Annotated in this window: 14 protein-coding genes; all 14 read left to right on the forward strand. The window is 39.7% G+C overall.

Annotated elements, in window-relative coordinates:
• Positions 1 to 175: 175 nt before the first annotated feature.
• The 14 genes from BM130_RS14680 to BM130_RS14740 all read left to right on the forward strand — a co-directional run bounded on the left by BM130_RS14680 (position 176) and on the right by BM130_RS14740 (position 11,603).
• Positions 176 to 1,978: an efflux RND transporter periplasmic adaptor subunit gene (locus BM130_RS14680; protein ID WP_010526138.1), complete on the forward strand. Its 1,803-nt coding sequence runs from the start codon at positions 176 to 178 to the stop codon at positions 1,976 to 1,978.
• Positions 1,979 to 1,985: 7 nt separating this feature from the next.
• On the forward strand, positions 1,986 to 2,396 hold the full coding sequence (locus tag BM130_RS14685) for an LDCC motif putative metal-binding protein (RefSeq protein ID WP_237706069.1): 411 nt from the start codon (positions 1,986 to 1,988) through the stop codon (positions 2,394 to 2,396).
• 102 nt (positions 2,397 to 2,498) lie between these two features.
• A complete protein-coding gene (locus BM130_RS15510) occupies positions 2,499 to 2,666 on the forward strand; it encodes a hypothetical protein (protein WP_157998090.1) in 168 nt (55 codons plus the stop codon).
• 95 nt (positions 2,667 to 2,761) lie between these two features.
• Positions 2,762 to 3,103 (forward strand): P-II family nitrogen regulator, encoded by a 342-nt coding sequence (locus BM130_RS14690; protein ID WP_010526140.1) that lies wholly within the window; start codon positions 2,762 to 2,764, stop codon positions 3,101 to 3,103.
• 121 nt (positions 3,104 to 3,224) lie between these two features.
• Positions 3,225 to 3,614, forward strand: a complete 390-nt coding sequence (locus BM130_RS14695; RefSeq protein WP_010526141.1) for a heavy-metal-associated domain-containing protein — start codon at positions 3,225 to 3,227, stop codon at positions 3,612 to 3,614.
• Positions 3,615 to 3,736: 122 nt separating this feature from the next.
• Positions 3,737 to 4,552 (forward strand): AlbA family DNA-binding domain-containing protein, encoded by an 816-nt coding sequence (locus BM130_RS14700; protein ID WP_010526142.1) that lies wholly within the window; start codon positions 3,737 to 3,739, stop codon positions 4,550 to 4,552.
• Positions 4,553 to 4,628: 76 nt separating this feature from the next.
• Positions 4,629 to 5,153 carry a hypothetical protein gene (locus BM130_RS14705; protein ID WP_010526143.1) on the forward strand — a complete coding sequence of 175 codons (525 nt, stop codon included), beginning with the start codon at positions 4,629 to 4,631 and terminating at the stop codon, positions 5,151 to 5,153.
• Between the two features lie 237 nt (positions 5,154 to 5,390).
• Positions 5,391 to 6,083, forward strand: a complete 693-nt coding sequence (locus BM130_RS14710; protein ID WP_010526144.1) for a DUF3347 domain-containing protein — start codon at positions 5,391 to 5,393, stop codon at positions 6,081 to 6,083.
• A 25-nt stretch (positions 6,084 to 6,108) separates the two neighbouring features.
• A complete protein-coding gene (locus BM130_RS14715) occupies positions 6,109 to 6,663 on the forward strand; it encodes a helix-turn-helix domain-containing protein (RefSeq protein ID WP_237706070.1) in 555 nt (184 codons plus the stop codon).
• A gap of 484 nt (positions 6,664 to 7,147) precedes the next feature.
• Positions 7,148 to 7,708, forward strand: coding sequence for a DUF3347 domain-containing protein (locus tag BM130_RS14720; protein WP_010526146.1), 561 nt, complete (start codon positions 7,148 to 7,150; stop codon positions 7,706 to 7,708).
• A 299-nt stretch (positions 7,709 to 8,007) separates the two neighbouring features.
• Positions 8,008 to 10,476, forward strand: coding sequence for a copper-transporting P-type ATPase (locus BM130_RS14725; RefSeq protein WP_010526147.1), 2,469 nt, complete (start codon positions 8,008 to 8,010; stop codon positions 10,474 to 10,476).
• Between the two features lie 11 nt (positions 10,477 to 10,487).
• A complete protein-coding gene (locus BM130_RS14730; protein ID WP_029626438.1) occupies positions 10,488 to 10,730 on the forward strand; it encodes a hypothetical protein in 243 nt (80 codons plus the stop codon).
• 3 nt (positions 10,731 to 10,733) lie between these two features.
• On the forward strand, positions 10,734 to 11,015 hold the full coding sequence (locus tag BM130_RS14735; RefSeq protein ID WP_044138305.1) for a hypothetical protein: 282 nt from the start codon (positions 10,734 to 10,736) through the stop codon (positions 11,013 to 11,015).
• A 237-nt stretch (positions 11,016 to 11,252) separates the two neighbouring features.
• Positions 11,253 to 11,603, forward strand: a complete 351-nt coding sequence (locus BM130_RS14740) for a YHS domain-containing protein (RefSeq protein ID WP_010526150.1) — start codon at positions 11,253 to 11,255, stop codon at positions 11,601 to 11,603.
• The last annotated feature ends 207 nt before the right edge of the window (positions 11,604 to 11,810 follow it).

The raw sequence follows: 11,810 nt of genomic DNA on the forward strand, positions 1-11,810 counted from the left end.
ACAATTTGTTGGCCAAAAAAAATTAGGTATGAGGGCGTTTTCTGCAGTGGGAGGCGAAAGCCTCCTTGTATCTTCTCTTATCAATTCATTATCAGGTTTTTAAGAGCTTAAGTTTACAGCAATGCCCTTGGGGGGATTTAGGGGGCCAGATTTAGAGGGCTCAAAACCAAATATCATGAATACAAATAAAAAAAGCATAATCATCATTGGATCAGCCTTGGTAGCTGGACTTTTACTGGGCTGGCTGTTCTTTGGCGGTTCTGATTCTGAATCGACCCACGATCATGAACACACCGAAGCTGAGGCAGGAGAATCAACCACCTGGACTTGCTCTATGCACCCTCAGATTAAGCAGCCCGAACCGGGCGATTGCCCCATTTGCGGAATGGATCTTATCCCGCTGGAAGAAGATGAAAGTGAGACTGATCCGCGTGAAATCCGCATGTCCCCCACAGCTATGCAGCTGGCCAATATCCATTCGCAAACAGTGACCAAAGGAATGGCACATAAAACCGTTCGTCTTGACGGAAAAGTAGAAGCTGATGAGCGACAGGTCAATTCCCAGACATCACATGTGCCCGGTCGTATTGAAAAACTGACCATCAATTTTACCGGTCAGTATGTGACAAAAGGTTCGCCGATAGCGTATGTCTATTCCCCTGAATTAGTGACGGCCCAGGAAGAGTTATTTGAAGCCAGGGAGCTGAAAGAGACTCAACCAGAGCTGTACAGGGCATCATATGAAAAGCTGAAAAACTGGAAGCTCACCGATGCACAAATTGATAAGATTCTCGCATCAGAAGAACTAAAAGAGCAACTACCAATATTGGCTGATGTCTCAGGGTACGTAACCAAAAAACTTGTAAATCTGGGTGACTATGTGAAACGGGGAGAAACAATCTTCAAAATCGCCGATTTATCAACTGTCTGGGTACTGTTTGATGTATATGAAAGTGACATCTCCTGGATCAACAAAGGAGATGAAGTGACATTTACTGTTGCCTCCCTCCCGGGAGAAACTTTTTCAGGAAAGATTTCATACATCGATCCGGTTATTGACGCCAAAACCCGGGTGGCCAAAGCCCGCCTTGAGGTCAACAATCCGAATCTTAAACTGAAGCCTGAAATGTTTGTTTCGGGCGAAGTCGAGGCCCGACTTTCAGGGGCTGAAGAAGGTATCGTTGTTCCCAAGTCAGCTGTAATGTGGACAGGTAAGCGTTCTGTGGTTTATGTCAAAACAAGCACCGAAGACAATGTTAGCTTCGTTATGCGTAAGGTGCTTCTTGGCCACGATCTTGGCAACAGCTACATTGTAAAAGAAGGTCTTAAAGCGGGTGAGGAAATTGCTGTCAACGGGACTTTCAGCATCGATGCCGCTGCCCAGCTGGCCGGAAAACCCAGCATGATGAGTCCGGAAGGTGGCAAGCCCATAACCGGACACAACCATGGCAATATGACCTCTGAAGAAATGGAAAATATGGAAGGTTCCAATTTGTCAGCTGACGATAACGAGGTTCCAAATTATCAGGTTCCACAAAAATTTAAAAAGCAACTGGCTGCTCTCTTTGACCAGTACATTGAAATGAAAGATGCTCTGGTAGAATCAGATGCCAGGAAATCTGCTAACCAGGCAAAGAAAGTCATCCAGGCACTCAACAATATCGATATGGCTCTGCTCAAAGGAGACGCTCACATGTTCTGGATGAAAAACCTGGACAAGATGGAGTCAGCATTGAAAACCATCAGCGGAGCAGAAGATCTGGAAGCAAAACGTGATGCTTTTGTAATTGTCGGGCCCATATTATTCAATAAGCTTAAGGCTTTCGGATTGGACGGAAAAACTGTTTACTACCAGTTCTGCCCAATGGCCAACAACGATAAAGGGGCCTACTGGTTGAGCACTGAAGAGAATATCCGCAACCCATACTATGGCGACATGATGCTGGAGTGCGGAGAAGTGAAAGACAAGCTGAAATAATTGCAGAGTGGATTTGCAGCGAGAGGAGCGGCATTCATTTCCCGCATGTCGCTTCTCTTATTTAAAACTCAAAAACCAAACAGCCATGGACGAAAGTATCTTAACAAGTTCCTTTCAATTTTCAACTTCCTTATCGGATAAAGACATTGCCGAAATCACACACCAAATGTCCGAACTGGAAGGAGTTGCAGAGGTAAAGGCCTCAGAAAAGGAAGTAATCATTGCCTACAATGGCTATGTCCAAACCAAAAATGTTCTAAGAGAAAAACTGGAAAATGCAGGCTTTCCCCTTCTGGATGATACTAACAAATCACGCGGGTGGTTGCAAAAATTAGTACAATACATTGCAAAAGGCAATAAAGAAGCTTTTAAAGGAGGCAAGCCTGATTGCTGTAATCCGGATCTTCCTAAAAAATAAGGGTAAAAAACCTACTGATGTAAGTTTTTCAATAAATTCTGTAACAGAAAGCCACCGTGCCTTCATTAAATTTACAATAGAAACTTAAAAAAGGAGGTTTTTATGATACTGGATATTCTATTACCAACTATTTTCTTATTGGTACTTGCAATGGGTTTGTTAGCAGCATCACTTGCTAACAATTCTGAAAATAAGGAAGAACAGGGTAAAGACCAAACAGCCGAATGTTCAGGCTGTATCGTAAGTGAATTAACCGATTGTAAAAAATAAAAGTATGAAACGAACATGATAATGATTTTCCCATGAACATGGACAAAATCAATAAAGCGAGTTCCATAAAACCATAATTAATCAATTTTATTCGTATGAAACTAATTAAAGCATATATCCGCCACCGGAAAGTTGAAGAAGTTTACAATGCCTTAAAATCTGAAGGCTTTGGAGCCATGACTCTGGTGGAATGTGACGGTACCGGAAAATATACCGACAGTGAAGACAGCCATATAAGTGAAAAGTATCCCTTTGCCGATGCCTGTAAGGTTACCAAAATAGAAATTCTGATTCCCAACAGTGTCAAAAAAAAGGTAACTGCCATCATTCGAGAGAAAGGCAGAACCGGTTATCAGGGAGATGGGATAATTCTGATATCTTCTGTCGATGAAGTTCATAAAATTAAAAATAATGATTCAGGTGTTGAATCAGTTTAGAAACCAATGACCATGCATCGATGAAAATAAATGAATCATCATGGGGCTTTTCCCTGGCATTGGTTTCCAATTATTTAAACAATGACAATTCTATTTATTCACTCTTAAAAATTAAAATGTTATGAAACGAAAAATGTTAAGTCTGCTTACCGTATTCCTGATTGGTTCGGTAGCAATGTTTGCTCAGAGCAAAACCGAAAAATTTGAAGTAAAAGGCAAATGCGGCATGTGCGAATCCCGAATAGAAAAGGCTGCAAATTCAGTGGAAGGCGTGAGCAAGGCCGATTGGGATCAGGAATCAATGATGGCAACAGTTGTCTTTGACAAATCTAAAACTTCTGTGGACGACATTCAAAAAGCCATTACCAAAGTGGGACATGATACCGGAAAACATAAAGCTTCAGATGAAGCTTATGACAAACTTCCGGGATGTTGCAAATACGAGCGCATGGAAAAGAAGGATGCCCATGGTAAAAAAGAACATAACCATGATGGACATTCTTGCCATTAATCTTTAATTCAATAGTCTCTCCCTGAGTTTATACTTTCCGGGGGAGGCTATTATTCCATCACTTTCAGCTTCCCCTGTTTTGTATTTGATAATTCCAAAATGCATTCTTACTTAAATTCTAAATGATGAAACCAGCTACCTTCAAATACATCTTAAACAACAATAAAGATTTAATCCTTCATCCTGTTTTTGGAATTATTCTTGGCTTCTTCTTATTGCATCCAATAGCCATGAGCATCTTCTGGTTCGAAGGAAATGATTATTTATTAAATCTCGAAAACTTCAAATATCTATTTAACTTTTTAGTGTTCGAGTCATTCAGTCCTGAGATGTCACAAATGTCTGCGGCCTTTGCCATTATTGGATTATTAGGTGGTCTCGGTTCCGGATTTTACAGTCGTACCCTCAAAAGAAGAGAGCATAGATTATTTGGCAATCGACAACTACTTAACAAAAGTATTCCTTCACTTATTGCAAGTGGCCAAAATGATTATGTTGAGTTTAAATCTTCCCTTCGGTATGATTACCGGCAAATTAAAACTGACAAAAATTTAGAGACGGTGATTCTGAAAGAAATAGCAGGTTTCTTAAACGGCAAGGGAGGAATATTAATTATTGGGGTTGACGATGAGGGCAAAACACTGGGCCTTGAAAACGATTACTGGACTTTAAAAAGGAAAAATAAGGACGGATTTCAACAAAGGGTAATTACATTAATTTCCAATGCTTTTGGAAAGGATATATGTTCCAATGTCCATATAACCTTTCAGAACCTGGAATCGCGGGAAATATGCCTCATCCATATAAATTCAGCTCACAATCCAATTTATCTGCAGGAAGGTAACCGAACCATTTTTTACCTGAGAACCGGCAATATTACAAACCCATTAACAACCAAGGAAACGGTCCAATATCTGCAAACCAGACAATTGGCATAAGTTTATTTCTGGCAAAGTTAGTTGTTGTTGCAAATTTGACGTAAAAAAGTATTACTCAATTCTAAAACCACGAGTCATGAAAGTTAAACAATTCATTCTCCTGTTAGCCATCATCTCTTCAACTGATGTTTTTTCACAAATCAAATACAAAAACACACTCAGTGAAATATATGAAACTTTTCAAATGGAAGATGGCGCCATAAAATATGTCCGATATAATAAGCCCGGAAAAAAAATCCTGATATATGACCTGGATCAAACATTATGGAGAGAAGTTTCTCTTCCTTTACCTAAAGGACACACACTGGAAGAAATTAAACATGTTTCAGTGGATAAATTTAACAATGACACCCTGGTTGAGGTAATATATTCCTGTGTGCATTATTCAAATTTGGACAGTTTTGAAGACCCTGAAAAATTATCAAATTCAGCAACATACACCTTGAACATTGTAAACGAAACTGGTGAATCTTTACTAAAAGTACCAAATAGCAACAGCCTGAAAATATTTGAAACACAGAAAGACAAAAACATGCTAATATTCAGGCACTCTCAAGATGGTTTTATAGGGAAAGATGAAACATTGATATTTTCTTTTTGAAACCCAGGTATTTACGGCAACCGTTAGATTAGGCCCTATTCTCTACAGTTTTGTTCTGGAATCAATCAGATAGATTAATATCCCTTCGAATTAAACCCTTCATTTCTGATTGAAAAAATAAACCCAACCCACATAAATTTTTTGCTGTTGATCCTAAACTCAAAACCATCAGCAAGAACTCAATTTTAACTTGACAAAGATAAAGATATTGTATACATCCATTAAAAAAGTTGACTTATGAATACAAAAGTAAGATTCATGGTTTTGATGACCCTTTCCTTCGCATTGATCATACCCTCATGTGTGGGCAGCGATAAGCAGAAAGAGAAAGTTTCCGAATCAATTCCATCTGACAAAAGGTCTATGCCTGTATCGAAAGCCCTTGATGCCGAAAAAGAAACAAATAAAATGCACAAACAACACAACAGCCTGGCGGAAAACTTTTCGCACAAAGATATTGTCATTCTTGACCAACCCTACCAGCTTTCCGAAAATGCCAAAACCAAGATGGAAAAAATTATTGATGCCTATTTACAATTAAAAGATGCATTGGTAAAAGAAGACATTGATGAGGTGAACAAAATGGTTGGAGTGATGACTGAAAAAGTGTCGGCCGTAGTTCCTTCTCAATTAGAAGGAAAAGGATTTGACACGTGGCAAAACCATAAAATACTCTATGAGGCAAAGTTGAAAGAAATGCAGCATATCTCAGGCCTTGAAAACAAACTTTCCTATTTCAGCCATATTTCAGAAATTATGTATTGCACCATTAAAAGCTTTGATTTAAAGAGTGGTAACCTGTTTGCCATATTCTGCCCAATGGCACTTAATAAAAAAGGGGCTTATTGGATAAGCGACAGAAAGATTTTCCATAATCCGTACATGGGTGGAGAATTGCACCGTTGCGAAGAAATTAAGGAACAATTATAGACAGATGGAAGTAAAAATAAAAAATATGGTCTGTAACCGTTGTATTATGGCGGTTAAACAAATTTTCCAGGATGCCGGAATAAAAGTCAGCAAGATCCGATTAGGAGTAGTTGAAACCTACGACGAAATTAACGACACGATCCTGAATAAAATTAATGAAAATTTGAAAAATGTCGGTTTTGAGATTATCAATGATTCCGGAACCCGCTTAATAGAGCAGATTAAAACAACGGTTATAGATTATGTCTATCAAAATGAATGGGAGGAAAAACGCAACTTATCTGATTTCATAGTCGACAAAATACACCTTGATTATTCATACCTGAGTTCACTATTTTCATCGGTTGAGAGTGTCACAATTGAAAAATACTTTATAAATCTTAAAATCGAACGGGTAAAAAAGTTAATCCTTTATGATCATAAGCCCCTGACTGAAATTGCATGGGAATTAGGGTTTAGTAGTGTAGCTCATCTCTCCGGCCAGTTTAAAAAAGTTACAGGTTATAGTCCGTCTTATTTCAAAATGCTTAAAGAACAAAAATTAAGCTCCCTCAATGATGGATTGGATTCATTGAAGTAATACAAATTTGAGATGTAAAATAGCAACAAGCCACATCTGACATTTTTGTTTTGAATTCCTAAAACCTGGAGACAGGTGGCTTCATTGCCTGGTTGATATGGTCGTTCATTCATTTAATGTCCATTTTGGGAATCCGGAATAAAATTTTGGTTGCGATCAACTGGCTTTGGAGTTATTTCACTTATGATAAGGGTGACAGAGTAATTATCCGCAGAGCTCCCGGAGGGAAGGGTTGATTGGAATTGCAGAAACCTTTATTATCAGTTGGCTCATCAGGGCATGTACTTACTGTTACATTTTATAATATTTCAATAAGAAAATCAGCGTATAAGAATCATTAAAACATTGAATTATGAAGACAAAAAGAAAAATTTTATTAGCGGTAGCTTTAACCTTCGCATTAGCTGTGGTTTTAACTTCTTGCGGAGGAGGGAGTAAGCAGAAATAGGATTCCTCTAATGTCACGCCAACCGAACATGGTTCTATGTCAGAAGGTGGTGAACATGAAAGTTCATCTGACATTATGCACAAACAACACTCCGGTCTGGCAGAAAATTTTGCACATAAAGATATTGTAATCCTGGAAGAAAAATACCCGGTTGGTAAAGAAACACAAAATGAACTCGAACAGGTTATCGATGCCTATTTAAGACTTAAAGATGCATTGGTGTCAGACGACGAAGAAGCTGTAAATATAGCGGTCGGTTTAATGGCTGAAAAAGCTTCGGCGGTGGTTCCGGAACAATTGGAAGGCGAAGGGCTGGAGGCTTGGCAAAACCATAAAACGTTATATGACGCTAAATTGAAAGAGATGAAGCATATCTCGGGACTTGAAAATAAACGATCCTATTTCAGTCATCTTTCGGAAATTATGTATTGTACCATTAAAAGCTTCGGATTAAAACAGGGTAATCTGTTCGCTGCTTACTGCCCAATGGCTCTTGATAACAAAGGAGCCTACTGGATAAGTGACAGCAAGGAAATCAGAAATCCTTACATGGGAGCCAAAATGCCAACTTGCGGCGAGATCAAAGAAGAATTATAATACTTAGGATTAAAGTTTAGCCTTTTATGATAAAACATCCCAACGTAAGGAGTTAAAATTGCATGGTTCACAGAAATAGATTTTAGTATGGGATGGTTTTGGATATTAGTCCTTTTATTGGTTGCTGCGATAATTTGGAACGTTGTTAGTTCTCCCCATCAGGGTAATAAAGTTAACAACACAGAAGCCCAAAAAAAGCTTTCGAATTTCTCAAAAAACGATATGAACTTGGTGCAATTGACAAAGAAGAGTACGAAATAAAGAAAAGAAACCTTGGAGTCTAATAAAAACTGTACAACATGGAAGAAAAAAAGCATGACAAATTCTACTGTCCCATGAAATGCGAGGGTAACAAAGTGTATGATAAGGCCGGGAATTGTCCTGTCTGCAACATGCATTTGGTGCCTGTTGACGATGAGAACCATAATCATCATCATGGGGAACACAAGCATGAGGACAACCATGAACAACATCATCATGATGAACGCAAACATGACACTGGTCATAAAACACATTCAGGTGGCAGCGGAAAGTATTATTGCCCCATGCACTGCGAAGGCGAAAAAACCTACGATAAACCGGGCGATTGCCCTGTTTGCGGAATGCACCTGAAAAAAGAAGAAGAAAGTCCGGTTTCCGGCAGCGAGAAAACCATTTATACCTGTCCGATGCACCCTGAAGTGAAACAGGATCACCCGGGCGACTGTCCGAAATGCGGAATGGATCTGGTGCCTGAAAAAGCAGAAGAAACCAGCGAGGAAGAAAAAGCCTACAAAAAAATGGCAAAGAAATTTTGGGTGGCGACAGTACTTACTATCCCGATATTTATTATTGCCATGTCGGAATTTTTCCCCTTGCTAAAGTTGGACGAAATTGCTTCCAGGAAAGTATGGGGTTGGACTGAATTTATACTGGCCACACCAGTTGTTTTCTATTCCAGCTGGCAGTTTTTTAAGCGTGGCTGGAGTTCTATTGTTCGCTGGAAGCCCAACATGTGGACTTTAATATCCATAGGTGTTGGCGCTGCTTATATATTCAGTGTATTTGCCTTAATCATTCCGGAGGCCTTTCCTGAGCAATTTAAAGATGCAAACGGAAATGTCCATCTTTATTTTGAAGCTGCAGCAGTTATTTTAACGCTGGTGTTATTAGGTCAGGTACTCGAACTCAGGGCTCACAGCAAAACCAATTCTGCCATCAAAGCCTTGCTGAATTTGGTGCCACCGGTGGCAAGAGTTATCCGCAACGGGGAAGAAACTGAAATTCCTCTCGAAGAAGTGCAGGAAGCTGATATTTTAAGGGTACGCCCCGGGGAAAAAATACCGGTCGATGGTGTGCTCACAACAGGTAATGCTGTTGTAGATGAAAGTATGATTACCGGGGAGCCGATCCCGGTGGATAAATCTCAAAATGACAAAGTTACCGGAGGAACTATCAACGGAAATACCTCTTTCGAAATGAAAGCTGAAAAGGTGGGAAATGATACCCTTCTGGCTCAAATCATCGAAATGGTCAATCAGGCCAGCCGCTCCCGTGCTCCCATTCAGAAACTGGCTGATGTTGTGGCAAAATATTTTGTACAAATTGTCAACGGTATTGCCATTATAACTTTTGCGGTCTGGGCAATCTGGGGGCCTGAACCGGCTTATGTGTACGCTTTTGTCAATGCAATTGCAGTCCTTATTATAGCATGCCCCTGCGCTCTGGGTCTGGCAACACCCATGTCTATTATGGTAGGCTCGGGAAGAATGGCTCAGGGCGGCGTGCTGGTTAAAGATGCCCGCGCCATTGAGGAAATGAACAAAGTGGACACCCTGATTATAGACAAAACAGGAACCATTACCGAAGGAAAACCTGCATTAAAACTTTTTCACTCATTCGGAGAATTGGAGGAAACAGATATTCTCAGGATTGCCGCATCAGTTGATGCCAACAGTGAACATCCGGTTGCAGAAGCAATTGTAAAAGGTGCAAAAGAAAAAGGGATTAAACTACAAAAGGTCGAACAATTTGAAGCAGTAACCGGAAAAGGCGTTAAAGGAATTATTGACGGGAAACAAGTGGGACTTGGTAACAACCGGTTAGCCGATGATTTTGGTGCAACCCTTTCGTCTGAACAACAAGAAATGGTAAAAAAATGGCAATTAACCGGCCAAACGGTTATGTACCTTTTATTTGACAATAAGGTCGAGGGGATTGTGAGCGTAGCTGATACCATTAAAGAATCTTCGGCTAAAGCCATTCGGGATTTACAAAGTATGGGCGTGAAAGTGTATATGCTTACAGGCGACAATGAATTTACGGCAAAAGCTGTTGCAGATGAATTAAAACTGGATGGTTTTGAAGCCGACTGTTTGCCCGATGACAAATTCAGGAAGGTAAAAGAGCTACAGGCTCAGAGCCAAAAGGTTGCCATGGCAGGTGATGGAATCAACGATGCTCCGGCCCTGGAACAAGCTGATGTGGGCATTGCCATGGGAACGGGTACCGACATCGCCATGCAAAGTGCCGAGGTGACGCTGGTTAAAGGTGAGTTGGATGGCATTGTAAGAGCCCGAAAATTGAGCCATAAGGTAATGCGTAATATAAAGCAAAATTTATTCTTTGCTTTTGTTTATAATGCACTGGGTGTACCTGTGGCTGCAGGTATCTTATTTCCGTTTTTTGGAATTTTACTCAGTCCTATTATCGCTGCTGCTGCTATGAGTTTCAGCTCGGTTTCAGTCATTTCCAATGCCTTACGTTTACGAAAAGTTAAATTTAATTAAATCAGAAATTCATGAAAACAACAATGAAATTTTCAGCAATAACCATAGCTTTTTTGGCTTTGTTTGCAGCTTGTGAAAAAGAAGAAACTACCATCCCCGATATTGAAGGGGTCTACGAGGGCACTCTAACCGGCTTAACACTAAAAACCATTAATGGTGGCTCTGACCAAATGGATGCAACCTCTGAAATTACGCTTACAGGGGACAACGAAATTCAGGTGCATTGTTACGCGGATGGTTTCGATACTACCTAAACAATGAACTATTACCAACACCACGATAGTGCGTATGTATGTGACACAGGCAACGACTTTGAAGAAATGTATGGCCACATGCTCGGTAACGGACATGCGGGCGGTATGATGGATGATATGTACAACGGTGAAACCCAATGGATGCATCATAAAAGTGAAGAACATGATGAAGATGACGAACATTTTGGAGGTTTTGATATGGGAAACCATTCTTTTTCGTACACCTTCCGCATGAATCCGGATGATAATTCTGATGATTTACATTTTCAAGGAATTAAACAATAATTCTAAAATCATTCAGCCAACACTAGTAAATAGTGTCAGCAAGAAAACTCATGTTTTTTAACCTGTGCTTGCAAGAAGGCGGCAAGTGCCCGCCTACCGGCAGGCAGGCAAGGCTTGAGATGGCTGAAAAACAGGAGTCCCGATGCTTCGGGATGACTGTTTTGAAGTCAAGCGTAACGCAGCAATTGTCGTTTTCTTGCAAGCACTAAATAACAATTAAAGAAAGGGAAAACATCGATGAGAAAATTAATATTTAAAGCATTAACGGTATTGCTTCTTGCATTACTAACCTCCTCCTGTATGACCATGGGATTAGGACATGTAAATACGAATCAGCAGGTTTCAGGCAGAGTCAGATATACCGATCCGGTTTGTGGCAACTCAATAAGGCAGGCATCGGAAAATATATCATATAAATACGATGATTCTGTTTATTATTTCCATACGCAAGATTGTCTGGATGAGTTTAAACAGGCCCCTGAAAAATACATTGCCAATAGCAATATGAATCACCATAATAATAATGCAATGATTTGGGGACTGGGAGGTGCAGCAATGGTTGGAATGATGTGGTTAATGTTTTTATAAACAAAACCATAGCTCAGTTCGTTTTACATTGGATTCATTAAAATCATGTAAAATTTCCCCGGAAATATGAAACATATCAGGGATGAATCTCAAGTAAATTTGTATTGATAACTAATTCTACTTTAACAGATTAAAATAATCACTAAAAAAGCGATAATTTAGTGTTACTATTTTTTCGTAATCGACGGTAAATTAGTATATTGCAAT

The organism is Thermophagus xiamenensis (assembly GCF_900112795.1).
In the GTDB taxonomy this organism is placed as follows: Bacteria; Bacteroidota; Bacteroidia; order Bacteroidales; family Marinilabiliaceae; genus Thermophagus; species Thermophagus xiamenensis.

What these genes read in the sequence shown, in the direction of transcription:
- BM130_RS14720 (WP_010526146.1), top strand. Translation starts at nt 7,148, where the DNA reads ATGTCAGAAGGTGGTGAACATGAAAGTTCATCTGACATTATGCACAAA.
- BM130_RS14740 (WP_010526150.1), top strand. Translation starts at nt 11,253, where the DNA reads ATGAGAAAATTAATATTTAAAGCATTAACGGTATTGCTTCTTGCATTA.
- BM130_RS14725 (WP_010526147.1), top strand. Translation starts at nt 8,008, where the DNA reads ATGGAAGAAAAAAAGCATGACAAATTCTACTGTCCCATGAAATGCGAG.
- BM130_RS14710 (WP_010526144.1), top strand. Translation starts at nt 5,391, where the DNA reads ATGAATACAAAAGTAAGATTCATGGTTTTGATGACCCTTTCCTTCGCA.
- BM130_RS14705 (WP_010526143.1), top strand. Translation starts at nt 4,629, where the DNA reads ATGAAAGTTAAACAATTCATTCTCCTGTTAGCCATCATCTCTTCAACT.
- BM130_RS14695 (WP_010526141.1), top strand. Translation starts at nt 3,225, where the DNA reads ATGAAACGAAAAATGTTAAGTCTGCTTACCGTATTCCTGATTGGTTCG.
- BM130_RS14730 (WP_029626438.1), top strand. Translation starts at nt 10,488, where the DNA reads ATGAAAACAACAATGAAATTTTCAGCAATAACCATAGCTTTTTTGGCT.
- BM130_RS15510 (WP_157998090.1), top strand. Translation starts at nt 2,499, where the DNA reads ATGATACTGGATATTCTATTACCAACTATTTTCTTATTGGTACTTGCA.
- BM130_RS14735 (WP_044138305.1), top strand. Translation starts at nt 10,734, where the DNA reads ATGAACTATTACCAACACCACGATAGTGCGTATGTATGTGACACAGGC.
- BM130_RS14700 (WP_010526142.1), top strand. Translation starts at nt 3,737, where the DNA reads ATGATGAAACCAGCTACCTTCAAATACATCTTAAACAACAATAAAGAT.
- BM130_RS14715 (WP_237706070.1), top strand. Translation starts at nt 6,109, where the DNA reads ATGGTCTGTAACCGTTGTATTATGGCGGTTAAACAAATTTTCCAGGAT.
- BM130_RS14680 (WP_010526138.1), top strand. Translation starts at nt 176, where the DNA reads ATGAATACAAATAAAAAAAGCATAATCATCATTGGATCAGCCTTGGTA.
- BM130_RS14690 (WP_010526140.1), top strand. Translation starts at nt 2,762, where the DNA reads ATGAAACTAATTAAAGCATATATCCGCCACCGGAAAGTTGAAGAAGTT.